The following is a 23,666-nucleotide window of genomic DNA, read 5'->3' as shown; positions in this document are numbered from 1 at the left end:
CATCCGGCTACAGTCGGTGCGAATGGCGATCACCAGCCTCACTCCTCAGGTCGGGCCGCTGCTGCGGGAATGGCGGCAACGGCGTCGACTGACCCAGCTGGAGCTGGCACTCGACGCGGGCGTGTCGGCGCGTCATCTGAGCTTCGTCGAGACCGGCCGCTCCAAACCCGGGCGAGACATGCTGCTGCGGCTTGGAGAACGGCTCGAACTACCGTTCCGCGAACGCAACCAGCTGCTGCTTGCCGCGGGGCACGCTCCGGCATTTCCCGAGCATGCGTTCGGCGCACCTGAACTCGCCCCGATCCGCGAGGCGTTGGAGCGGATCCTGAAAAGTCATGAGCCGTATCCGGCAGTCGTCTTCGACCGCAATTGGAACCTCGTCGCCGCAAACGCCGCCATACAGCCACTCATCGCGACCATCGACCCTGCCCTGCTGAACCCGCCGGTCAACGTCCTCCGCGTCGCACTGGAGTTGGTTCCGCAGATCATCAATGCCCGCGACGTTATGGCCTACTTTCGCGATCGCATTCAGCGCCAGCTCGCCGTCAGCGCCGACCGACAGCTCGTGCAGCTGCTGGAGGAGTTCGAGACGTATATGCCGGACGAAGACCACAGTGCGGCAAGTGAATCCGACTTCGCGCAGAATCTCGGTCCAGTCAGAGTCCGGGCACCCGACGGCGGCGAGTGGTCGTTCTTCGGCATGTTCGGCACCTTCGACATGCCGTTCGAAGTCACGATTTCCGAATTGGCCATCGAGTTGCTCTTTCCCGCCGATCGAACAACCGCCGATGCGTTTGAATCGCTGGCTCGATGACGCGAAGAGAGTCTCCACATCATTCCCAGACCACCTCGTCCGGCGTCTTGTCGGGCCGCAGCCCACGCCAGCTGGGCTGGCGCAGCCGGTGGTCGCTGGTGCGCTCGCTGTAACGCACCTCGCCGACCAGCTCGGGCCGCACGAACGTCACTCCTCTGGCATCGAGCTTCGGCAGCGGTTTGTCGAACGGCGAGTCCTCGGTGTGCAGCGGGGCCAGCATGCCTTTCAGCTTGCCCAGTTCCTTCTCGGTGAACCCGGTGCCGACGCGGCCCGCGAACTGCAGGCCGTCGGGGCCGGGGACGCCGAGCAGCAGCGCCCCGATCCCACTGCTGCGGCCCCCCTCCCCCTGGCGCCAACCACCGATCACCACCTCCTGGGTGTTCCAGATCTTGTCCTTGATCCAGGAGGCCGACCGACGGCCCGGCTGATAGGTGGAGTCCCGCTTCTTGGCCACCACACCTTCGAACCGGTGCTCACGGGCATGTTCCATGGCCTCGGGACCGTCGCCGGGCAGCGGCTCGGGCACGATCAGGCCGCCGCCGGCAGCCAACGCCTCCAACACCTTTCGACGGTCGGAATACTTGGCGCGCAGCAGGGACCGGCCGTCGAGCCACAGGACGTCGAAGGCCCAAAACTCGACGCGGGTGGAGCGGGCCCGGTTCTGCATCTCGCCGAAGCTGGGCACCCCGGAGTCGTCAAGCGCCACCACCTCGCCGTCGAGCACCACGTGGTGGTCGGCGAGATCGGCGGCCAGCGCTTCCAATTGCGGGTACTCGCCGGTGACGTCACGTCCGCGACGGGAACGCAGTTGCAGGCGACCGTGATCGGCGTCCACCAGCAGCCGGTAGCCGTCCCATTTGCCCTCGAATGCCCACTGGCCGGCCTTGAGTTTGGCGACCGAACCCTCGGTGGCCAGCATCGGCGCGAAGTCCTTCGGTTCGGGCATGGCCGACTTCTGGTCCTTCATCCGGTGCGCCAGCCAGTTCTTGCCCTCGGTCTGGATCAGCGCGTACCGGCCCTGGATCTTCTCGCCGTGCAACGTGACGATCACTTCCCCGCCTTGATCCGGGCCGTCGGGGGAATGATCGCGGAACTTCTCCGTCTCGTACGTACCGGTGTCCCAGACGATAACCTTGCCGCCGCCATACTCGCCTTTAGGAATCTCGCCGTGAAATGTCAGGTATTCCATCGGATGGTCTTCGGTATGGACGGCAAGGTGATTCACCGACGTGGTCTCGGGCAGGTTCTTGGGCACCGCCCAGCTGACCAGCACCCCGTCTCGCTCCAGGCGGAAGTCGTAGTGCAACCGCCTTGCATGGTGTTCCTGGATGACGAAGGCATCGTTGTTGCCGGTCGTGGGCGATCCCGCCGGCACCGGCTCGGGCGTCTTACCCGCATCGCGCATGCTGCGGTAGGTGGTGAGTTTGTCGATCCGGGGTGCATCCTCGTCGAGCCCGGCCAGCAGGTCACCGTCATCGGAAACCCGTTGCAACACTTCATCGAATCGCAGGTGGCGCAGATCCGGGTCGCCGATCTCGTCCCAAGTGCGAGGCGCGGCGACGGTCGGGTGCTCACGCCCGCGCAGCGAGTACGGAGCGATCGTGGTCTTGGCCCCGTTGTTCTGGCTCCAGTCCAGGAATATCTTCTGCGCCCGCACACTGCGGGTCATGGTGGCGGTGACCAGCTTCGGCATCGACTGCTCGAGTTGTTGGGCCACCCGCTTGGCCAGGACCGAGGCACCACGGGAGCTGATCGGCTCGGCCAGAGGCACATACAGGTGCAGACCCTTGCTGCCGCTGGTGAGCGGATACGTCGTCAGCCCGATATCACCCATGAGTTCGCGCACCGCCTGGGCCACTTCGCACAGCTGCGGCATGGTGACGCCTTCGCCCGGATCAAGGTCGAACACGATGCGCGTGGCCGGTCCCTGGCTCCCGTCGGCGGAGAACCGCCATTGCGGCACATGCACTTCCAGCGAGGCCTGCTGGGCGATCCAGGCCAGCCCCTCGCGGGTGTTGATGATCGGGTAGGTGGTGGTACCCGACTTGTGCGCGATGCTGCCGCGCTCCAGCCAGCTCGGTGCCGAAGACGCCAGCTGCTTTTCGAAGAACGACGCCGCTGCCACCCCGTTCGGCCAACGCTTTCGGGTCACCGGGCGGCCGGCCATGTGGGGAAGCATCACCTCGGCGATGCTGAGGTAATAGTCGAACACCTCGGCTTTGGTGGTGCCGGTGGCGGGATAGAGCACCTTGTCTGGGTTCGTCAGCCGAACCCGTTCATAGCGCTCCATGTTCCCAACCTATACGCGGATATCCAGTAGCAAATGCCTATCAGTCATCCTTCAGAGGTCACCTGTTTCGCGGCCACCACCCGGTATCAACGGTCATACAATGATCCCGATCGACGTGCCGTACGGAACGTGATGTTCGGGCGCGAATGCGACCTTGGGGGAAGGCCGAGATGAATCGACGCAGTTCCGTTGTAGCCCTGATCCTCACGATCCTGGTCTTCGCGAACGCCCTGATCGCAGCACCGGCGGCGCACGCCACTACGACGAAGATGGACGTCTGTCCGGATCTCGTCGCTGCCGAAGCCAGCCATGATCAGCGCAGAAGTCAGCACAACAGTTTCAAGCCCAATCTTTACGACCACGCAGCCGTCGACGCTTACAACGCTGAAGCCGAGGCACTGAACGCCGAGCGGGCGGCGCTTCAGCAACGCGATCGCGGATGCGTCGAGGCCGTCCGCCTGATAAACGACGGGAATCCGGGCGGCCCGGCGTTCGCATCACCCAGCCCGGCGAAGATACGCGAGGTCGAAAACCAACGACAAGGTGTCGCGCGATCCGGATGGAACCCGGGCCCCCTGCCCGGAGTCAAGGACATGGATCGAGCGCGCCACTTGGTACCCAAAGAACTTTCCGGGTTGCACAGGGAAATCCGCAAAGACAACCCACCCTCGGCAAAACAAATCGGCGACATGCCCCTCAATGGGACGCCTCGACCGGGTGGAACCGATACAAATCGGGCGTACCCGAACGAAACATATGGGTTCCACGCAGACGGCAAGACACCAAAGGTTTCGGCCGACCACATTGTTCCACTGGCCGCCCTCATCCAGATGCCCGGCTTCAAAGACCTGAATGCCCGCAACATGATGATCGTTGCGACCACTCCGGCAAATCTGCAATGGATGGGTACCGGCCCAAATTCGGGCAAGAGTTCGGGCAGTCCTCTCCGGCTCCTGCCGAAAGCCGACTCCGCCTGGGTGGACGAACAGATAGCGCTGCAAACGCAAAAGATGACCGACATGCAGAACCTGATAAATGCGCTCCTGGCGAGCCAGAGCCCTTAGGAGGTCACAGTGGCAGAATATGCAGTCGGCGATATCCTCGCCGAGGTCGGCGGAGGGAATGCCACCTGGACCCCGGTCGGGGCAGAATCACCAGAACTGGCGGCGATACCGCAGAAATGGCAACCGATCGCATCCGCCGACACCTCATCGGACAGATGTCGTCGCGCCCTGTCCTTGTGGGGCTCGGATTTCATCGACCTACTTCCCGGCTTCGCCCGACGATTTCAGGACGAACTCTCCGATGTCAGGGTCTTTCGCCGACAATCAGACGGCTTGGCCGAAAACGTCCTCATTTACGTGGCGGGACAAGCCAGAGATGGCTTTCCAGCACTGTGGCTCGGCTGGGATCCGGCTGTCCTCGGACAGCCCACGACAGAATTCTTCGATTGCTTTCCCGCTGCCGTACAGACGTTTCTGCGCGAGGTACATCCGGGATTTACCGCCCAGGATTGGGAGTCTTATGGAATCAAGCGCCCGGATGCCTGGGAGAGCTTGGAAGGATATGACTGGTTTCCGAGCGAGAGTTTTGACGAGATCGAGTCCCAACCCTCGCAGATGATGTGGTTCACGAAGGATTCGGGGCAGCTGTATTACTGCGTGAACAGCCGCCTCCCCGGGAAGGTGACCCTCGCCTATGAAGGCAATTTCGATCCGCCCGGCGAATTCGGCGCGGAACTCGACGAGCTCCTGATGCGTCGCTGGGACGAGCAATGACGACGCCTCCGCCACAGCCCCCGCCCTGGCCGCCGTTTCAGCCGCCCCAATGGCCGCCACCTCAACCGCCGCAATGGCCGCCACCTCAACCGCCCGGTGCGCCTTACGCACAACCGCCGTACGTGTCGGCTGCCCAACCGCCGGTCAAGAAGTCCCGCACCGGATGGTGGATCGTCTCGACCGTGGTGGCCACGTTGCTCGTCGCCGGAGGGGTGTTGGCGTACTTCACGCTCGCAGGCGGACCGAATTCGACGGAGAGGGAGATCCGTTCCAGAGCAATCAGTTTCGCCGAGGCGGTCGACACCGACGATCAGCGCAAGGTTCTGGACATGATGTGCGCGGAGGAGGCTGACGAGCTCCTGCAGCTCGATACCTGGGACCCACTGGGCCCCCAGTCGCCTGATCCTTCGCGGAAGAAGCCGATCGACATCACCGACGTGACCGTTCGTGGGGACGTCGCACAGGCCCAATTCACCCGGTCCGATCCACCTCTGAAGGGAGCGCTGTATTTCCTCAAAGAGGATGGGACCTGGAAGTTGTGCGACAGCGTCTCGAAGCAGTTCGGCGATGAACCGAACTGATGTGCCGCCAAAATGTGAACATGGGCTGATGTCGCTGAACACCGCAGTCCTCCGGTCGGCCATCGCTGTATCGATTGCGACGGCCGGCCTCATCAGCCCGGTACCCGCGGCATCGGCCGACCCGTGCTCGGATGTCGAGGTGGTCTTCGCCCGCGGCACCGGTGAGGCACCCGGCATCGGTCGGGTGGGTCAGGCGCTCGTCGACCAACTCGCGCCGAGGATCGCGCCGCGCAGCCTCGGCGTGTACGGGGTGAACTATCCGGCCGGGCTCAACTTCCTGACCACCGCAGAAGGAGCGAACGACGCCGCCGGACACATCGCCTGGCTTGCCGACCAATGTCCCGGCACCCAGGTGGTGCTCGGTGGTTTCTCGCAGGGCGCAGCCGCCGTCTCGATGTTGGCGGGTGTACCGCCGATCGGTGACCGGATCGGCATGATCGGCTCGGCTCCCGCGTTGCCGCCCTACAGCGCCGACCGCGTCGCCGCGGTGGCGGTGTTCGGCAATCCCGGCAACCGGTTCGGCACTCCGCTGTCCGGTACCGGGCTATTCGCGGGTCGGGCCATCGACCTGTGCAGCCCGGGCGATCCGATCTGTGTCCAGGGTGGGCGTCTCCGCGCGGCTCACAGCGCATACGAGCTTCCGCCGTACCCGGACCAGGCGGCGGGGTTCATCGCCGGACGGCTGTAGCCGAACCCACCTACCATGGAGCCATGAGCCGGGCTCTGGTCATCGGCGAGGCACTGATCGACATCGTCGAACGAGATGGCAGCGTCGTCGGAGAGTACGTCGGCGGCAGCCCACTCAATGTTGCCGTCGGTCTCGGCCGGCTTGGCCGCGGCGTCGACTTCCTCACCCACATCGCCCCCGACGACCACGGCAAACGCATCGTCGAGTACGTGGAAAGCGCTGGGGTACAACTTGTTTCGGGTAGCACCGGCGCGAGCCGGACACCCACGGCAATGGCCACGCTGAGCGCCGCAGGATCGGCCCACTACCAGTTCGACATCGACTGGCAACTGGCGGGCACTCCCGAGGTGGCAACCCCGCTGCTGGTTCACACCGGTTCGATCGCGACCGTGCTGGAACCGGGGTGCCGCGCCACCGCCGCACTGCTCGATGCCTATCGGATGTCGGCGACCCTCACTTTCGATCCGAATGTCCGCCCGGATGTGATCCGCGACGACGACATCGCGCGGGGGCGCATCGACCGGCTGGTCGAACGCGTCGACATCGTCAAGACGTCCGAGGAAGATCTGCGCTGGCTGGACCCCCGGCACTCCCCGAAGCAGATCGCGCGGGCCTGGCTCGAGGTCGGCCCATCCATCGTCACGGTGACGTCGGGCGAGCGTGGCGCGTTTGCCGTGTGCCGGGCCGGTTCGGTGTCGGTCCCGGCGCGATCGGTACAGGTGGTGGACACCGTCGGGGCCGGCGACGCCTTCATGACCGGCCTGCTCGACGCGGTGTGGTCGTTGGGGCTGCTCGGCGCGGACCGCCGCCGCGACCTGTCCCGGATCAGCACCGAGGCGCTCGAGGGTGTCCTGAGGTCCGCTGCGTTGTCGGCGGCGTTGACGGTGGCCCGGCCCGGTGCCGACCTGCCGGATCGAGCGGCGCGAGACGCCGCAGCGCAGTCCTGAGCGCGCTCACGGCCGACGGATCGCGTCCGCGATGATCTCGGCCACGACGTCGGCCTGGGTCTCGGGCAGACGGGAGTATCCGCACACCAGGCCGCGGCCGGCGGCGACGTGCGAGAAGCCCGCGTAGAAACCTGACAGCGGCGATACGGCGACACCCCGGTCACGCAGCGTCGCAGCGACCGTGAAGTCGTCGGCCTCGTCGGGCAGCCGCACCACCAGGTGCAAACCCGCCTCGACGCCCTCCAGTCGGATGCCGGCGCAGCGCCGTCGGAGCGCATTGACTAGCGCCGACCGCCGCGCCGAGTACGTGCGCGCCGCCCTGGCGAGGTGCCGAGTCAGCGCACCCGACTCGATGAACCGGGCCAATGCGAGAGCGGTTACGGTACAGACGGATTCACCGCTGGCTTCCAGTGCGTCGACGACACCGTCGTGCAGCCTCGGCGGTGGCAGCAGCCAGGCCACCCGCAGTGCGGGCGTGAGAACCTTCGACGCCGTCCCGATGTAGGCCACACGATCGCGCCCGCCGTCGATGCCCCGCAATGCGGGCAACGCGGATACGTCGTAGCGGAACTCCCCGTCGTAGTCGTCCTCGATGAGCAGGCTGCCGGTCCGGTCCGCCCACTGCACCAGCCGGGCGCGGCGCGGCACCGGTAGCCGTGCCCCGAGCGGATACTGGTGTGCCGGGGTGCAATACACCGCCGCATCGGAATCGCGCAGTGATGCCGGGTCGAGACCGTCACCGTCGACCGCCACGGCACGCGTTCGGGCGCCGGACATTTCGAAGACCCGCCGCGCCTCGTCATAACCGGGTTCCTCGACCGCGACATCGCAGCCGGCCAGCCCCGCTGCCGCGGTGACGGTGCGCAAGGCCGAGGCCACGCCGGGCACGATGATCAGCTCGCTCGGGTCGGCGACGATTCCGCGGGTGCGACGCAGATGCCCCGCCAAGGCGTGGCGCAGCTCGACGTGCCCGTGCGGCCCCGCGGCCGCCGGCGATATGGGCGCAACAGCGGCGGCCCGCCAGGCGCGCCGCCAGTCGGTGGTCGAGATCAGGCCCGGGTCAGGGTGGCCGGGCATGAGGTCCCACATCGGTGCCTGTTCCCGTGGGGCACGCCGCACCGCGGGCACGACACCGCTTGCGGTGACATGGGAGGCCGCACCGGCGTTGGCTGCGACATCTGCCCCGGCAGCGATCCGTGTACCCGATCCGAGCTGGGCGGTGGTGTACCCGGCCGCGGCGAGCTCGTCGTACGCGTCGACCACCGACGAGCGGGCCACCGCGAGTTCGGCGGCCAGACTGCGGGTCGAGGGCAGCGCGTCGCCGGGCCCGAGCCGGCCCAGCCTGATCTGCTCGATGACCGCCGCCGCGATGCGCTGTCGCAGCGGGGACTCGTCGGCAGGGAGCTGCAAGGCCAAGTGCAGCTCGGGAGCGTGGCGCGCCATACGAGCCACAATAGTGGTCTGCATAGATTCAGCAGTTCTGGACCTTCTGGCCATGCCGCAATGCCCGCAGAATTCGTTCCGTGAACCAGATCAGGAGAGAACGCGAACGCGCCCGCACCGACCGGCCCGACCTGGACTCGGTCCTCGACGCCGCCTCGGTGGGCACGCTCGCGACAGTGCTGGACGGGCAGCCGTGGGTGGTGCCCATGCTCTACGCCCGCGACGGTGACCGGATCCTCCTGCACGGCTCGACAGGCGCGGGTGCGCTGCGGCATGTCGCGGCCGGAGCACCCGCCGCGTTCTGCGTCACGCTTCTCGACGGAATCGTGGTGGCGGACACCCTTTTCGATTCCACCGCGAACTACCGGTCGGCCGTGGTTCGCGGAAATCTGACGGTCATCGACCCACGGGAGGCGGCGTACGCGCTGGATCTGCTGAGCGATTCGCTGATCCCGGGCCGCAGTTCGGAGGTGCGTGCCAGCACGAAGAAGGAGCTCGTCGCGACGCTCGCAGTCGCCCTGCCGATCACGCCCGACGGCTGGACGGTCAAGGTGCGCGACGCCCCGCCGGCGCAGGTGGAGGAATCGTCCCAGCCCGGCGGATGGGCCGGTGTGGTGCCCCTGCGCACGGTGGCCGGCGATCCGGTTCCGGCCGCGTGGGTGAGCGCCGATGTCAACCCGCCCGAGTCGGTCTGCCGCCTGGTCAAGGGCATCTGACACGGCGCACCGATCCGGCGGTTCTTCGCACAGACCGCCGGATCAAGCCATACTGGGCAAATGCGATCCATCTGGAAGGGTTCGATCGCCTTCGGCCTGGTGAACGTGCCGGTCAAGGTCTACAGCGCGACCGAGGACCACGACATCAAGTTCCACCAGGTCCACGCCAAGGACAACGGGCGCATCCGCTACAAGCGGGTCTGCGAAGTGTGTGGCGAGGTCGTCGAGTTCCGCGACATCAACAAGGCGTTCGAATCCGACGACGGGCAGATGGTGGTGATCACCGACGAGGACATCGCCACACTGCCCGAAGAACGCAGCCGTGAGATCGAAGTGGTCGAGTTCATCCCGGCCGACCAACTCGACCCGTTGATGTACGACAAGAGCTATTTCCTGGAGCCCGACTCCAAGTCGTCCAAGTCCTACGTGCTGTTGGCCAAGACCCTCGCCGAGACCGAACGCGTGGCCATCGTGCACTTCTCGTTACGCAACAAGACCCGGCTGGCGGCGTTACGGGTCAAGGACTTCAGCAAGCGCAACGTGATGATGATCCACACCCTGCTGTGGCCCGACGAGATCCGCGATCCCGACTTCCCGGTGCTGGACAAGGAAGTCGAGATCAAGCCGGCCGAGTTGAAGATGGCCGGGCAGGTCGTGGAGTCGATGACCGACGACTTCAAGCCGGACCAGTTCCGCGACGACTATCAGGAACAGCTACACGAACTGGTTCAGGCCAAACTCGAAGGCGGAGAAGCATTTTCTGTCGAGGAACAGCCGACCGAGCTCGACGAGACCGAGGATGTGTCCGACCTGCTGGCCAAACTCGAGGCCAGCGTGAAGGCCAGGGGCAGCGCCGCGAAAGAACCCGCCAAGAAGGCGCCCGCGAAGAAAGCTGCCGCCAAGAAGGCACCGGCGAAGAAAACAGCGGCCAAGAAGGCTGCCGCCAAGAAGTAGCTCAGCGCCTGCAGTCCAGATCCACGTACACCGTCGTGTACTGCAGATTCTGTCCCGGGTTGAACGACGTGATGCTCGCCGCTCCGGCCGGCACTTGCGGGCCGGTGACCGAGCGGCCCTGGCGCACCGCGCTGACCGTGCAGTCGTCGATGGCTTTGGTGCCGACCTTGCTCAAGATCACCCGGTAGCCCTGACTTTCGAGGTCACTGATGGTTTGGCTCGCCGTCGACTCGGTGGGCGCGGCCGCAGCCGGCGCGGCCAACGCCGTCCCCAGTCCACACAGCGCGGCACCGGCAACACACAAGCCCTTCAAGTTCCGTTTCACTGGGTTCAGCCCGCCCTTCGGTTTCGGTGAGGTGTGCTAAACCGTAAATCGGCGAAATCCCTTGTCCGACAGACTCATACCGAACACATACGGGTTAATACGCACCGAACACCACCGAAACACGGCGTTAACATCAACCCGCCGGAAGCGGCATCACACAGTGACGTCGACGCGCAAGGCCTCGTGTTCATCGAGGATGCGGCGCAACGCGGCATCCATGGGGTGGGCCGATTCGAGATCGTGGCTGCAGCGACGATCGACGGCGACCACCGCGCCCGGACGCAGCGATGTGTGCTCGATCTGGTCGACGAAGGCGTCGAACATCGGGTGAGGAGTGGCCAGGTAATACAGGCCGTGACGAGCATCGGCGAAACGCGCGCCGTACATCAGACCGCACTGGGTGAAGACGAACAACTCGGACGTCGGGTGCACGTGGCCTGGGTGGCCCATCTCCTCCTCACCCCACGCGGCGGCCGCGAGGCGCGCCTGGGCCAATCGGTCCTGCACGTCGTCGGTACACGCCAGTAGGCGGTGGACAAGGGTGCCCGCCGTGGATGGGTACCGATCGATCGCGGGGCTGAAGTACCGCGCGAACAAGTCGCCGAAGAAGTCATATCGCTGCTGGGTCATCGCGGCTCCCACCTTGAGCTGACCCCTCAATTGTGCGCCCGGCAGCGCCACCGCGGAGGGCTTTGCGCACACTGCGCGACCCGAAGGCGGGTACCACGGGACAACTAGAACGTGTTTCAGAAACCTCTCACATGCGCCCGCTCCCCCTGCTAGCGTGACGCCGAGCAAGCGATTGGAGTACACGTGATTCTGGACAGATTCCGACTCGAGGACAAGGTTGCGATCGTCACCGGAGCCGGCCGCGGATTGGGCGCAGCCACTGCCCTGGCATTCGCGGAAGCCGGTGCGGACGTGGTCATCGCGGCCCGTACGCAGACCCAACTCGACGAGGTTGCCGCCCAGATCGCCGCGACCGGGCGGCGGGCCCACGTAGTCGCGGCCGACCTGGCCCACCCCGAGGCCACCGCCGAGCTCGCGGCCGCTGCGGTGGATGTGTTCGGGAAACTAGACATCGTCGTCAACAACGTCGGCGGCACCATGCCGGCACCCTTGATGAACACCTCCACCAAGGACCTGCGCGACGCCTTCACCTTCAACGTGTCGACCGCGCACGCGCTGACCTGCGCGGCGGTTCCGCTGATGCTCGAGCACTCGGGCGGCGGCAGCATCATCAACATCACCTCCACAGTGGGGCGCCTGGCCGGGCGCGGGTTCGCCGCCTACGGCACCGCGAAGGCCGCGCTGGCGCATTACACCCGACTGTCCGCGCTGGACCTGAGCCCCCGCATCCGCGTCAACGCCATCGCGCCCGGTTCGATCCTCACCTCGGCCCTCGACATCGTCGCCTCCAACGACGCGCTGCGCGGGCCGATGGAGCAGGCCACCCCGCTCCGCCGGCTCGGCGACCCGGCCGACATCGCCGCCGCCGCGGTGTACCTGTCCTCCCCCGCCGGTGGCTATCTGACCGGCAAGATTCTGGAGGTCGACGGCGGCCTGAACATGCCCAATCTCGACCTCCCCATCCCCGACCTCTGAGGAGAGCAATGACCATCCGTGTAGCGGCGATAGGCACCGGCAACGTCGGCAAGCATGCCCTGGCCCAGCTCGTCACCAACCCGGACTATGAACTCACCGGGGTATGGGTGTCCTCGTCGGCCAAAGCCGGTAAGGACGCCGGAGAGCTTGCCGGCCTTGATGTTTCGACGGGCATCCTGGCCACGGACGACCTCGACGCGATCCTGGCCGACAAGCCGGAATGCGTGGTCTACACCGCGCTTGCCGACAACCGGCTGCCCGAGGCCCTTGAGGACTACCGGCGCATCCTGTCGGCCGGGGTCAATGTCGTCGCCAGCTCCGCGGTCTTTCTCCAGTACCCGTGGGAGGTGCTGCCGGCCGAGTTGATCGAACCCATCGCCACCGCTGCCGAGGCCGGCGGGGCCAGCATCTTCGTCAACGGCATCGATCCCGGTTTCGCCAACGACCTTCTGCCCCTTGCCCTTGCCGGTACCTGTCAGCAGATCGAGCAGATCCGGTGCATGGAGATCGTCGACTACGCGACGTACGACAGCCCGGCGGTGATGTTCGACGTGATGGGCTTCGGCAAGCCGATCGACGAGACTCCGATGCTGCTGCAACCAGGCGTGCTGACCCTGGCCTGGGGTTCAGTGGTCCGGCAGCTGGCCGCGGGGCTCGGCATCGAACTCGACGCGGTCACCGAGGAGCACACGCGGGTTCCGGCGCCGGAGGACTTCGACATCGCGGCCGGGCGGATCCCCGAGGGGACCACCGCCGCATTGCGTTTCGAGGTGCGCGGTATGCGCGACGGCAAGGCGGCTGTGGTGCTGGAGCATGTGACACGGCTGCGCGACGATTTGTGCCCCGATTGGCCCCAGCCCGCGCAGGAGGGCGGCTCGTACCGGGTCGTGGTGACCGGTGAACCGTCCTACACGCTGGACCTCTGCCTGAGCAGCCCAAACGGCGATCACAACCATGCGGGCCTGGTTGCCACGGCGGCCCGGGTGGTCAACGCGATCCCGGCCGTGGTGGACGCCAAGCCGGGTATCCGAACCACTCTCGATCTGCCGTTGATCACGGGTAAGGGTCTGTACGCTGCCGGGTAGACCCACCTTGGAAGGACCGTTGCCATGAAGATTCGCCTCACCACGTTGACCGGTTGCCTCATGGTTGGCGGTGCTTCCGCGGCGATCGCCTTGGCCCCGCTGGCCTCGGCCGAACCCAGCGCCCCCAGCGAGCCCCGCCTGCTGCCCCAGTGCGAGGTGACCGGCGGCAGTTCGGTCGAGGGTGGGCAGACCACCGAGTGCGCGTCCGAGGGCAACGTTCAGATCGACTCGACGCCGCCGCAGCCCGGATACGGGATGTTCCCCTGGGATGACGACTTTTTTGTCCTCTGACCAGCGCTGACAGCACCGTTCGGACGTAGACTTGCTCCATCGATCGGAGCTCGTCATGAACAACATCTCGCGGTGTCTGGTGGCGTTGCTGGCGGTGCCAGGTTTGGCGATTCTCACGGCCCCGGCGGGCTCGGCCGCACCGAAATGCACCACCACGTCGCCCAACACCACGCAATGCCAGACCAACGGCAGCACCGCGATCGTGACCTCGCCGCCCGCCCTGAACAACTACGGCCCCTGGTACGGCCCGGTGTTCGGGTTCGGCGGCTTCGGCGTCGGCTGGTGACGGCGATATCCGACCCCCGCCGCTGACTATCGCGCGAAGTTTCGGGTACCCTAACTTTTCTATTCGCATACCCGGATAGAAGGTAGGCCGTTGCTAGAGGACACGAAGACGCGCACCATCCCGAGCTGGTCGCTGCTCGGACCGGCATTCGTCGCTGCGATCGCCTACGTCGATCCGGGCAACGTCGCCGCCAATGTCAGCGCGGGTGCGCAGTTCGGCTACCTGCTGGTCTGGGTGATCGTCGTGGCCAACGCGATGGCCGGCCTGGTGCAGTACCTCTCGGCCAAGTTGGGCCTGGTCACCGGACGCTCGCTGCCCGAGGTGGTCGCCGACAACAGCCGCACCCCGACCCGGATTGCCTACTGGATACAGGCCGAATTGGTGGCTGTGGCAACCGATCTCGCCGAGGTGGTCGGCGGGGCGATCGCGCTGCACCTGTTGTTCGACCTGCCGCTGCTCCTCGGCGGAATCATCACCGGGCTGGTATCGCTGCTGCTGCTGAGCGTGCAGAACCGACAGGGTCAACGGGTCTTCGAGCGGGTGATCACCGGACTGCTGATGATCATCGCCATCGGATTTCTCACCAGCCTGTTCGTCGAGACTCCTCCACCGGCTGAGGTCGCCGCCGGTCTGATTCCCCGGTTCCAGGGCGCCGAAAGCCTGCTGCTGGCCACCGCGATGCTCGGTGCCACGGTGATGCCGCACGCGGTCTACCTGCACTCCGGCCTGGCCCGCGATCGTCACGGTCACCTCCAGCCGGGCGCCGTACGGCGACGCCTGCTGCGAATAACCCGCTACGACGTCGGGCTGGCGATGCTGCTGGCCGGCGCGGTGAACCTGGCCATGCTGCTGGTCGCGGCCACCAACCTGCAGGGACGCGACGACACCGACTCCATCGAGGGTGCCCATGCCGCGGTCCGCGACACCCTGGGCCCGACGGTGGCGCTGCTGTTCGCCATCGGGCTGCTGGCCTCGGGCCTGGCGTCCACCTCCGTCGGTGCGTACGCGGGCGCGATGATCATGCAGGGGTTGCTGCGTCGCTCCTACCCGTTGCTGCTGCGCCGGTTGGTCACCCTGATCCCGGCGCTGGTCATCCTGGCCATCGGCGTGGACCCCAGCCGGGCCCTGGTCCTCTCGCAGGTCGTGCTCTCCTTCGGCATACCGATGGCCCTCATCCCGCTGGTGCGGTTGACCAGTCGGGCGAATCTGATGGGTGAGGACGTCAACCACCGCCTCACCACGGCGCTGGGCTGGGGTGTTGCGGGATTGATTAGTGTGCTCAACGTGGTGCTGATCTATCTGACCGTGAAGGGCTGAATGCTTCACCCGTACTTCGCCTACGGCTCCAATCTGTGCGTGACACAGATGGCCCGGCGCTGTCCGGGCGCGATCGATCCCGCCCCGGCCCACCTGGACGGCCACAACTGGCTGATCAACCAGCGCGGCGTGGCCACCATCGCACCGCTCGGCACAGCACAGGTGCACGGTGTCCTGTGGCAGGTCACCGACCACGACCTCGCGGCGCTCGACAGCGCCGAGGGGGTGCCGGTGCGCTATCGCCGCGACCGCCTGACCGTGCACACGGCGGACGGCCCCGAACCCGCCTGGGTCTACATCGATCACCGCGTCGAACCCGGACCGCCACGGCCGGGATATCTGGAACGCATCCTGGCCGGCGCGGTGCACCACGAGCTCCCCGCCCCCTGGGTGGATTTCCTGCGCCGCTGGGCGAGCTAGTCGCTGGTCACGGCGGCCGCCAATTCGCAGATCACATCAGTGATTTCATTTCGCTTCCGCCAGGCGCGACGCTGCCGGATCGCGCCGTTGCCTTCGGCCACGACGCGGGCGAGCTCGCCTCGCACCATCTCGTAGTCGTCCAGCGCGACCAGGGCCGGCCGCACCGTCTCGACGAATCGACCGAGCAGATCCCGAACCGGGACCGTCGACTGATCTCCCAGCAGATCGATGCCGTCTCCGTCCAGGCCGTCGTGGGCGGCTTTCCAATGCGCCGCGCGGATCTGGCTGTCCGCCAGGCACGGAACTGGTTCGCCTTCGTCGTAGCGGCGCAACGCCGTCATCGCCCCGGCACGGATCAACGTGGCGAGCAACACCGTCTCGGCCACCGTCGCAGGCACATCGGACACCCGCACCTCCACGGTCGGGAAATTCGCCGACGGCCGGACATCCCAATAGATCATGCCGTCATCCAACGCAGCGCCGGCCCGCTCCAGCATCGCGACCGCGGCGTCATAGTGCGCGACGGAATCGAAATGCGGCGGAGGTCCCGAACTCGGCCACCGCGACCACAGCACGCTGCGGAAGCTGGCATAGCCGCTGTCGGTGTTTCGATAGATCGCCGAGTTGGCGGTCAGCGCCAACAGCACATGCAGCCACGGCCGGAGCCAGTTGCTGACATGAATCGCCGCGTCCCGGTCCGGCACCGCGACATGGACGTGGCAGCCACAGATGCCCTGTTCGTGAGCGATCATGCCGAACCGGTGGGCGATCCTTCGGTAGCGCGCGGTCGGTGTCACCGGGAACTTGTGCGGCACAGTCGGCGGTAGCGCGACGGCCAGCAACTGCGCACCGTTCGCCGCGGCGGCCTGGGCGGCAGTCCGGCGCAGCCTGCCGAGCTCGGAGCGCAGCGCGCTGCTGGTGGCCATCACGTCCGTGGTCGTCTCGACCTGGCAACTGGTCAGCTCCAGTTGCAGGTCGACCCCGTGCTCGGCGGCGCTGGCGGCGACCTGCTTGTTCCGGGCGATCGGTTCGCCGCTCTGCGAGTCGATGAGCAGGAACTCTTCCTCCACGCCCACCGTCGGGTGACTTGTCACGGCTCAGAATTGCCCGCCGCAGACGCCTCCAAACCTGCACGGACCGTGCTTAAGATCGGGTGATGCCCAACGATTTCCGCTTCGGCGTCAGCCTGCGCGTCGCCGAGTCCCAGTCTCAGATTGCCGACGAGGCCCGGCGTGCCGAAGACCTCGGCTTCGACGTGCTGAACGTCCCCGACCATCTCGGCGCGCCTGCCCCGTTCCCCACCCTGACCGCGATCGCCGCGGCGACGAGCACGCTGCGCGTCGGAACGTTCGTGCTCAATGCCGGGTTCTACAAGCCGGCGCTGCTGGCGCGCGACGCCACCGCGCTGCGGGATCTGTCCGGCGGAAGGTTCGACCTCGGCCTCGGCGCCGGCTACGTGCGCGAGGAGTTCGAGGCCGCCGAACTGCCGTTCCCCACCGCACGCGAGCGCATCGATCATCTGCGCCACACCACCGAGTACCTGAAAGAACACGCCTCCGATATACCGATCCTCATCGCGGGCAACGGCGATCGGCTGCTGACGGTGGCCGCCCAGACCGCCGACATCATCGGCCTCACCGGTGGTGATCAGGTCGGTGGAGATCCCTTGGCTGACCGAATCTCGTTCCTGCGCAACGCCGCCGGTGACCGCTTCGACCAGCTGGAGCTCAACATCGCGGTCACCGCCATGCCCGCGCCCGGCAGCGAGATGCCCATCCTCAACGTCCCCCGCCATTTCCTCCCGGGGCTCAGTGACGAAGAACTTCTCCGCCACCCCGGCGTGCTGTCCGGCTCGGTCAGTGCCATGGCCGACCACATTCGCGGTCTGCGCGAGAAGTACGGGATCACCTACGTCATCGTGCAGATCGCTCACGCAGAGGCGTTCGGCAAGGTGATCGCCGAACTCCGGTAGAAGTTCTTCCCATCCGCGCCCGGACCGGCTCCGAATACCGGGTGTGGAAATCATTCATCCTCGCGGACGTGCCGTCGCGGTGATAGGCAGCGGAGTCGCCGGCCTCACGGCCGCGTATGTCCTGTCCGCACGGGACCGCGTCACCCTGCTGGAAGCCGATGCCCGCTTCGGCGGGCATGCCCACACCCAGCACGTCGTCGAAGACGGCCGCACCGTCGCGCTCGACACGGCCTTCCTGGTGCACAACGACCGCACGTATCCCACTCTGTGCCGGTTGTTCGACGAACTCGGGATCCGTACGCAGGACACCGACATGTCGATGTCCGTACGCGACGACGGCACCGGGTTGGAGTACGCCGGGGCGCGCGGCCTGGCCGGATTGTTCCCCAGCTGGTCCAATGTGGGCCGGCCGCGCTATCTGCTGATGCTGGGCGAGATCACCCGATTTCACCGGCTGGCAACGCAATTGCTGCGACGCACGGCGACCGGTGACGAAGTAACCGTCGAGGAGTTCCTGCACCGGCACGGGTTCTCCCGGTACTTCACCGACCGTTTCATGACCCCGCTGGTCGCCGCCGTGTGGTCATGCCCGCCCGGTGAGGCACTGCGCTACCCGGCGCGGTACCTGTGCGTCTTCCTGCAGCACCATGGGATGTTGTCGGTGTTCGGTTCCCCGACGTGGCGCACGGTGGTCGGCGGGTCGGTCAACTACGTCGACGCCGTCGTGTCCCGGCTGCCCGAGGCGATCACCGGCGCGCGCGTGCGATCCGTACGGCGAGTCGCCGAGGGCGCACTGGTCACCGTCGGCGGGCAGCCGCCGCGGCGATTCGATGCCGTCGTCATCGCCACTCACCCGAGCCAGGCGCTGCTGATGCTCGACCAACCCAGCGAGCACGAACGGCTCATCCTCGGCGCCATCCCCTACAGCCTCAACCAGGCTCAACTGCACACCGACGAGTCGATACTGCCCCGCCTGCCGAGAGCCCGCGCTTCGTGGAACTACCTGATCGACCCCGAAGACCACGCAGTCACCGTCAGCTACGACATCACCAGGCTGATGAGGCTGGGTGGCTCCCGGCGGTATCTGGTGACGCTGGGCGGCGGTCATCGGGTGGACCCGTCGAAGGTCATCGCCGAGATGGTTTACGAACATCCCGCCTACACCACCGAATCCGTGGCCGCACAACAACTCCTGCCTAAGCTCGACGACGACCGTGTCGTCTTCGCCGGGGCGTACCACGGCTGGGGTTTCCATGAGGACGGCGCCGCATCGGGACTGCGGGCCGCGGAGCGACTGGGCGCCCGGTGGGCCGGTGGGCCGGTTGCGGAGCCGCTGGCATGCTGACTCCCGCGCTGTACCGCACCAGGATCACCCACGTGCGCCGCGCTCCCGTGCACCATCGCTTCAGCTACCGCGGATACAGCTGGTACGTCGATCTCGACCGGTTGCCGCGACTGCCACGGTGGCTGCGACCCTTCGCCCGCTTCGAGGTCGACGACCATTTCGCTGGTGAACCGAAAGACACACTGCGCCAACGGGTGGACGCATTCCTCGTGTCGCGCGACGTGGACCTCGACGGCGGCAGGGTGACCGCTCTACTACAGGCCCGCGTGCTCGGATACGTGTTCAATCCCCTGAGCCTGTACTGGTGCCACGATGCCGCCGGCACAGTACGTTGCGTGGTCGCCGAAGTCCACAACACCTACGGCGGGCGGCATGCCTACCTGCTTCCGGCCGGACAGCCCGCACGCGTGTCCAAGCGCATGTACGTCTCACCGTTCAACGCCGTCGAGGGCCACTACCGGGTCCTGGCTCCAGAACCCGGGGAGCAACTCGACGTGACGATTTCGCTGCACCGCGAAGGACATCCGGCCTTCGTCGCCACCCTCCGTGGCGACCGCAGGCCGGCGACCACGTGGGAGATCCTGCGCCTGCAGCTGAGCGCACCGGTGGCACCGCTGGCCGGAGCCCTCGCCATCCGCGTTGAAGGGATCAAGTTGTGGCTGCGCCGGGTGCCGGTGGTTCCCCGCCCCACCGGCGAGGTCGTCGAGTCCGTTACCCAGAACCCAGGAAGGTCATTGTGAACACGCGGACCGGAGCGTTCCCCGCCATCGATCCCACCCGCTGGCCGGACGTGGCACGTCCACCGCGGGGGCCGGTCGCCGCGATCTCGGGCGCGGTGGCCGATCAACTGCTACGCCGCGCCGCCGCGACATTGCCGGTCCGGCTGGCATTTCCCGGCGGGACCGTGATCGGCGCGGCCGATCCGACCCTGCCCACGATGGTCATCGAACATCCCGAGGCCCTGGCCCGCCGGATCGGCCGCCACGGCCTGATCGGGTTCGGCGAGTCGTACATGGCCGGTGAGTGGCACTCCACCGATCTCGTCGGGTTGCTCACCGAGTTCGGCAGGTCCATGGGAGACCTGGTTCCCGCTGCGCTGCAACGGTTCCGGACTGTGACGATGCCTCGTCCTCCGCGCTCTGCCCACAACAACCCTGCTCAGTCCCGGCGCAACATCTCCGCCCACTACGACCTGTCGAACGAGTTGTTCTCGGAGTTTCTCGACGAGACGATGACGTACTCCAGCGCGCTGTTCACCCAATTCCCGGGGACGACGGCCGGGCTGGCAGCCGCCCAGCACCGCAAGATCGACCGACTACTCGACACCGCGGGCGTCGGACCGGGCAGCCGGGTACTGGAGATCGGCACCGGCTGGGGAGAACTCTGCATCCGTGCCGCCGAGCGCGGCGCCCAGGTGCGCTCGGTCACCCTGTCGGTCGAGCAACAGCGGCTGGCCCGGCAACGGGTGGCGGCGGCGGGCCTGTCGGACCGGGTCGGTATCGAGCTGCTCGACTACCGCGACGTCGAGGGCTGCTACGACGCGGTGGTGTCGGTCGAGATGATCGAGGCGGTGGGATATCAGTTCTGGCCCACCTATTTTCGGGCACTGGACCGGCTCGTCACTCCCGGAGGACGCGTGGCGATCCAGGCGATCACCATGCCGCATGATCGCATGCTGGCCTCGCGCGGCACGCACACCTGGATCCAGAAGTACATCTTCCCCGGCGGGCTGCTGCCGTCGACCGAAGCGATCATCGGTCTCACCGAACGGCACACCCGGCTGCGCACCGTCGACGTGATGTCACTCCGGCCGCACTACGCCGAGACCCTACGACTGTGGCGGGAACGTTTCGTCGCACGCCGTGACGCGGTGACCGCACTCGGTTTCGACGAGGTCTTCGCCCGCATGTGGGAGCTGTACCTGGCGTACTCCGAAGCGGGTTTCGCCTCGGGCTATCTCGACGTGTACCAGTGGACATTCGCCCCGACAGGAGGACACCGGTGAACCTGCTCATCGTCACCGCGGTATCGCTGGCCGCCCTCGCCGTCGTACACGGGGCGACGTTCGTGATCGGCCGAAACCTCGGGCGGTACAACGTCGTCGATGTGGCCTGGGGCATCGGGTTCATCGTGGTCGCCGCCGTCAGCGCCGTGCTCGGTACCGGCGACCTGTTCCGGCGCATCCTGCTGTTGGTGCTCATCACGCTGTGGGCAGGCCGACTGTCCTGGCACATGGTGCTCAAGTCGGCAGGCAAGGGGGAAGACCCGCGCTATCAGGAGCTGCTGGGCGGCGACTATTCGGCCGGCCACGTGCTGCGCAAGGTGTTCGTGATCCAGGGGGCGGCAACCTGGTTCGTTTCACTGCCGGTGCAGCTGTCCTCGACCTTGGGACCCACCCCGGCCGCCCTACGACCGGTCCTGATTGCCGGCGTCCTGATCTGGGCCGTCGGACTGGCGTTCGAGGCGGTCGGCGACCATCAACTGCGCAGGTTCAAATCCGATCCGGCCCACCGGGGCGTGATCATGGACCGCGGATTGTGGGCCTGGACCCGCCATCCGAACTACTTCGGCGACAGCTGCGTGTGGTGGGGACTGTGGCTGGTGACCATCTGCGGCTGGCTGTCGCTCACGACAGTCCTCTCCCCGGCGCTGATGACGTACTTCCTGGTGTACGCGACAGGTGCCCGATTGGCCGAGAAACATATGGCAGGCCGACCAGGCTTCGACGAATACCGCTCGCGCACTTCATTTTTCATACCACGCCCGCCGAGATCTGGATAAACATGACGGCGAAGACCCCGGTCGCTAGGCTGCTGTGGGTGACCGCCGAACTCGACGCGCTGCTACGGCGGGTGGCCCGACACGACGTCGACGCCTTCGCCGAGCTGTACGACCATACGCGGTCGAGGGTGTTCGGCCTGGTCACGCGGGTTCTGCGGGATCCGGGATACAGCGAGGAAACCACCCAGGACGTCTACCTCCAGGTGTGGCGCACCGCAGACAGCTACGACCCGGCAGCCGGATCCCCGATGGCCTGGCTGATGACGCTCGCCCACCGCCGGGCAGTGGACAGGGTGCGGGCCGAACAAGCCGCCAGCCAGCGCGAATCGCGCTACGGCGCGACCAGCATGGAGCCGCCTGCCGATCACGTCGCCGACTCGGTGATCACCCAGGACGAACAGCGGCGGGTGGCCGAATGCCTGTCCGCGCTGACCGATGCCCAACGCGAGTGCATCCACCTCGCCTACTACGACGGCCTGACCTATAGCCAGGTCTCGCAACGGCTGGCGGCCAACCTCGCCACCATCAAATCCCGGATGCGCGACGCCCTCCGCGGCCTGCGCAATTGCCTGGGGGCCGCATGACCGAACCCTTTGACTCCGAACTGCTCGAGTTGGCGACCCCGTATGCGCTGCACGCGGTGTCCGACAGCGAGCGCGCCGACATCGAACAGCGGCTGGCCGCTGCTTCTCCCGAGGTCGCGGCCCAGTTCACGACCGAGGTGCGGGAGGTGCGGGAAACCATGGCCCGGCTGGCGGGGGCCACCGCTCTGGACCCACCACCGCATGTGCGCGAGCAGGTGCTGGCCCGCGTCTCGGTGCCCGAGCTGCGTAGACGACCTGCGGCGCGCTGGCGCAACACCGCCCTGGCGGCCGCGGCAGCCGTCGTCATCGCCCTGACCGGCGTCGGTATCGGCATCGCCCTGCGTCCGGGCCCCCAGCCGACCACCGCCGAGCAGATCTTCGCCGCCCCCGACGTCCGGACCGTCTCCGGGGACATCCCCACCGGCGGCACCGCCACCGTGGTGTTCTCCCGCGAGCGCAACGCCGGGGTGCTGGTGATGAACGGTGTCACGCCTCCGCAATCGGGCACCGTCTATCAGATGTGGCTGTTGCGCGAGGGTGCGGCAACCTCGGCCGGCACCATGGACTCCGCTGCTGTCGCGCCGTCGACCACTGCGGTGCTGCCAGACCTCGGTGACGCATCGGCCTTGGCTTTCACCGTCGAACCGGGTGCAGGCTCGACCGCCCCGACCACGCCGATCTTCGCCGAGCTGCCATTGCGCTGACACGCATGAGGTGGGCGGGCGCCGGGTATCACTGACCTCACCGCACGAGTTCGGGAAAAGGAAGTGGTGAACGAAATGTCACAAGCCACCGACGACCTCAGCAGGGCGCCCACACCTGACCGGGCCGAGGACAACGCGTTCTTCCCGTCGCCCTACTCACTGAGCCAATACACGTCGGCCAAGACCGATTTCGCCGGCGTGGAACATGCGGGTGCCTACGCCGAGGGTCGGTGGAAGATACTCATGATCGCCGCCGAAGAACGATATGTGTTGTGCCAGAACGGAAAGATGTTCTCCACTGGCAACCATCCGGTGGAGATGTTGCTGCCGCTGCACCATCTGATGGAGACGGGATTCGACGTCGACGTCGCGACCATCACCGGGTATCCGGCCAAGCTGGAACTGTGGGCGATGCCCCACGAGGACCAGGCCGTGGCATCGACCTATGAGGCCCTCAAACCCAAGCTCAAGCAGCCCCTCAAGTTGTCCGAAGTGGCCGCGGATCTGCATCCGGCCTCCCACTATCTCGCGGTCTTCATTCCCGGCGGGCACGGCGCCGTCGTCGGGTTACCAGGCAGCGAAACGGTAGGGCAGACACTGAACTGGGCCCTGGACCACGGCCGGTTCATCATCACCCTGTGCCACGGCCCGGCGGCGCTGCTGGCCGCCGGCCTCGACAAAGCACAGTCACCGTTCGCCGGGTACTCGGTGTGCGTGTTCCCCGACTCGCTCGACGAAGG

The 23,666-nt window shown here is 66.6% G+C and carries 26 protein-coding genes and 1 pseudogene; 22 read left to right on the top strand and 5 right to left on the bottom strand.

Annotated elements, in window-relative coordinates:
• The first annotated feature begins 22 nt into the window (after nt 1–22).
• Complete coding sequence (locus A5779_RS30120) at nt 23–814, top strand: helix-turn-helix domain-containing protein (RefSeq protein WP_064887366.1); 792 nt, start codon at nt 23–25, stop codon at nt 812–814.
• 19 nt (nt 815–833) lie between these two features.
• Here the strand turns inward: A5779_RS30120 and A5779_RS30115 are convergent, their stop codons facing one another.
• Complete coding sequence (locus A5779_RS30115; protein WP_064887365.1) at nt 834–3,104, bottom strand: ATP-dependent DNA ligase; 2,271 nt, start codon at nt 3,102–3,104, stop codon at nt 834–836.
• Nucleotides 3,105–3,274: 170 nt separating this feature from the next.
• On the opposite strand from A5779_RS30115, the gene A5779_RS30110 reads away from it, so the two are divergent.
• The 5 genes from A5779_RS30110 (at nt 3,275) to A5779_RS30090 (ending at nt 7,098) form a co-directional block, all read left to right on the top strand.
• On the top strand, nt 3,275–4,168 hold the full coding sequence (locus tag A5779_RS30110) for a hypothetical protein (protein WP_131811716.1): 894 nt from the start codon (nt 3,275–3,277) through the stop codon (nt 4,166–4,168).
• 9 nt (nt 4,169–4,177) lie between these two features.
• On the top strand, nt 4,178–4,882 hold the full coding sequence (locus A5779_RS30105) for a hypothetical protein (protein WP_131811715.1): 705 nt from the start codon (nt 4,178–4,180) through the stop codon (nt 4,880–4,882).
• Nucleotides 4,883–5,004: 122 nt separating this feature from the next.
• Entirely contained in the window at nt 5,005–5,463 is a 459-nt protein-coding gene (locus A5779_RS34165; RefSeq protein ID WP_064887362.1) for an Rv0361 family membrane protein, read from the top strand.
• 28 nt (nt 5,464–5,491) lie between these two features.
• Nucleotides 5,492–6,151 (top strand): cutinase family protein, encoded by a 660-nt coding sequence (locus A5779_RS30095; RefSeq protein ID WP_064887361.1) that lies wholly within the window; start codon nt 5,492–5,494, stop codon nt 6,149–6,151.
• 23 nt (nt 6,152–6,174) lie between these two features.
• Nucleotides 6,175–7,098: a carbohydrate kinase family protein gene (locus A5779_RS30090; protein ID WP_064887360.1), complete on the top strand. Its 924-nt coding sequence runs from the start codon at nt 6,175–6,177 to the stop codon at nt 7,096–7,098.
• A gap of 6 nt (nt 7,099–7,104) precedes the next feature.
• Here A5779_RS30090 and pdxR read toward each other — a convergent pair whose 3' ends face one another.
• Nucleotides 7,105–8,541 carry a MocR-like pyridoxine biosynthesis transcription factor PdxR gene (pdxR, locus tag A5779_RS30085; protein ID WP_064887359.1) on the bottom strand — a complete coding sequence of 479 codons (1,437 nt, stop codon included), beginning with the start codon at nt 8,539–8,541 and terminating at the stop codon, nt 7,105–7,107.
• A gap of 80 nt (nt 8,542–8,621) precedes the next feature.
• On the opposite strand from pdxR, the gene A5779_RS30080 reads away from it, so the two are divergent.
• Nucleotides 8,622–9,257, top strand: coding sequence for a pyridoxamine 5'-phosphate oxidase family protein (locus A5779_RS30080; protein WP_064887358.1), 636 nt, complete (start codon nt 8,622–8,624; stop codon nt 9,255–9,257).
• 60 nt (nt 9,258–9,317) lie between these two features.
• Nucleotides 9,318–10,211 (top strand): non-homologous end joining protein Ku, encoded by an 894-nt coding sequence (gene ku / locus A5779_RS30075; RefSeq protein WP_064887357.1) that lies wholly within the window; start codon nt 9,318–9,320, stop codon nt 10,209–10,211.
• A 1-nt stretch (nt 10,212) separates the two neighbouring features.
• Here ku and A5779_RS30070 read toward each other — a convergent pair whose 3' ends face one another.
• Together A5779_RS30070 and A5779_RS30065 are read right to left on the bottom strand one after the other, a co-directional pair.
• Nucleotides 10,213–10,536: a hypothetical protein gene (locus A5779_RS30070; RefSeq protein ID WP_055117308.1), complete on the bottom strand. Its 324-nt coding sequence runs from the start codon at nt 10,534–10,536 to the stop codon at nt 10,213–10,215.
• A 153-nt stretch (nt 10,537–10,689) separates the two neighbouring features.
• Nucleotides 10,690–11,166 (bottom strand): glucose-6-phosphate dehydrogenase, encoded by a 477-nt coding sequence (locus tag A5779_RS30065; protein WP_064887356.1) that lies wholly within the window; start codon nt 11,164–11,166, stop codon nt 10,690–10,692.
• A gap of 183 nt (nt 11,167–11,349) precedes the next feature.
• On the opposite strand from A5779_RS30065, the gene A5779_RS30060 reads away from it, so the two are divergent.
• From A5779_RS30060 to A5779_RS30035, 6 genes and pseudogenes are all read left to right on the top strand, one after another.
• Nucleotides 11,350–12,141: an SDR family oxidoreductase gene (locus A5779_RS30060; protein ID WP_064887355.1), complete on the top strand. Its 792-nt coding sequence runs from the start codon at nt 11,350–11,352 to the stop codon at nt 12,139–12,141.
• Between the two features lie 8 nt (nt 12,142–12,149).
• Nucleotides 12,150–13,226, top strand: coding sequence for an NAD(P)H-dependent amine dehydrogenase family protein (locus tag A5779_RS30055; protein WP_064887354.1), 1,077 nt, complete (start codon nt 12,150–12,152; stop codon nt 13,224–13,226).
• Nucleotides 13,227–13,250: 24 nt separating this feature from the next.
• Nucleotides 13,251–13,517, top strand: a complete 267-nt coding sequence (locus A5779_RS30050; protein ID WP_003881781.1) for a hypothetical protein — start codon at nt 13,251–13,253, stop codon at nt 13,515–13,517.
• Nucleotides 13,518–13,572: 55 nt separating this feature from the next.
• Nucleotides 13,573–13,803, top strand: a complete 231-nt coding sequence (locus tag A5779_RS30045) for a hypothetical protein (protein WP_064887353.1) — start codon at nt 13,573–13,575, stop codon at nt 13,801–13,803.
• Between the two features lie 90 nt (nt 13,804–13,893).
• Nucleotides 13,894–15,120: an Nramp family divalent metal transporter gene (locus A5779_RS30040; protein WP_064887352.1), complete on the top strand. Its 1,227-nt coding sequence runs from the start codon at nt 13,894–13,896 to the stop codon at nt 15,118–15,120.
• Nucleotides 15,121–15,531: pseudogene (locus A5779_RS30035) on the top strand (gamma-glutamylcyclotransferase family protein); the annotation flags it as partial. It abuts the gene before it with no gap.
• 5 nt (nt 15,532–15,536) lie between these two features.
• Here the strand turns inward: A5779_RS30035 and A5779_RS30030 are convergent.
• Entirely contained in the window at nt 15,537–16,634 is a 1,098-nt protein-coding gene (locus A5779_RS30030; RefSeq protein ID WP_064887350.1) for a glutamate--cysteine ligase 2, read from the bottom strand.
• Between the two features lie 62 nt (nt 16,635–16,696).
• Here A5779_RS30030 and A5779_RS30025 point away from each other — a divergent pair, with 62 nt between their 5' ends.
• The 8 genes from A5779_RS30025 to A5779_RS29990 form a co-directional block, all read left to right on the top strand.
• Nucleotides 16,697–17,512, top strand: coding sequence for an LLM class F420-dependent oxidoreductase (locus A5779_RS30025; protein ID WP_064887349.1), 816 nt, complete (start codon nt 16,697–16,699; stop codon nt 17,510–17,512).
• 43 nt (nt 17,513–17,555) lie between these two features.
• On the top strand, nt 17,556–18,857 hold the full coding sequence (locus A5779_RS30020; protein ID WP_082941910.1) for an NAD(P)/FAD-dependent oxidoreductase: 1,302 nt from the start codon (nt 17,556–17,558) through the stop codon (nt 18,855–18,857).
• The gene (locus tag A5779_RS30015; RefSeq protein WP_064887395.1) at nt 18,851–19,597 is read left to right on the top strand and encodes a DUF1365 domain-containing protein; all 747 of its coding nucleotides are present in this window, start codon (nt 18,851–18,853) and stop codon (nt 19,595–19,597) included. The genes A5779_RS30020 and A5779_RS30015 overlap by 7 nt, the downstream gene beginning before the upstream one ends.
• Nucleotides 19,594–20,862, top strand: a complete 1,269-nt coding sequence (locus A5779_RS30010) for a class I SAM-dependent methyltransferase (protein ID WP_064887348.1) — start codon at nt 19,594–19,596, stop codon at nt 20,860–20,862. Before A5779_RS30015 ends, A5779_RS30010 begins: the two co-directional genes overlap by 4 nt.
• Nucleotides 20,863–20,870: 8 nt before the next feature.
• Nucleotides 20,871–21,638: a DUF1295 domain-containing protein gene (locus A5779_RS30005; protein ID WP_064887394.1), complete on the top strand. Its 768-nt coding sequence runs from the start codon at nt 20,871–20,873 to the stop codon at nt 21,636–21,638.
• A 2-nt stretch (nt 21,639–21,640) separates the two neighbouring features.
• Nucleotides 21,641–22,222: a sigma-70 family RNA polymerase sigma factor gene (locus tag A5779_RS30000; protein ID WP_064887347.1), complete on the top strand. Its 582-nt coding sequence runs from the start codon at nt 21,641–21,643 to the stop codon at nt 22,220–22,222.
• Nucleotides 22,219–22,926, top strand: coding sequence for an anti-sigma factor (locus A5779_RS29995; protein WP_064887346.1), 708 nt, complete (start codon nt 22,219–22,221; stop codon nt 22,924–22,926). The genes A5779_RS30000 and A5779_RS29995 overlap by 4 nt, the downstream gene beginning before the upstream one ends.
• A 75-nt stretch (nt 22,927–23,001) precedes the next feature.
• A partial coding sequence (locus tag A5779_RS29990; protein WP_064887390.1) for a DJ-1/PfpI family protein occupies nt 23,002–23,666 on the top strand: 665 nt, incomplete at its 3' end.

It is taken from the genome of Mycolicibacterium peregrinum (genome assembly GCF_001665625.1).
In the GTDB taxonomy this organism is placed as follows: Bacteria; Actinomycetota; Actinomycetes; order Mycobacteriales; family Mycobacteriaceae; genus Mycobacterium; species Mycobacterium peregrinum_B.
The sequence above is the reverse complement of the archived record's forward strand: the minus strand, read 5'-3'. Positions and strand labels throughout refer to the sequence as shown.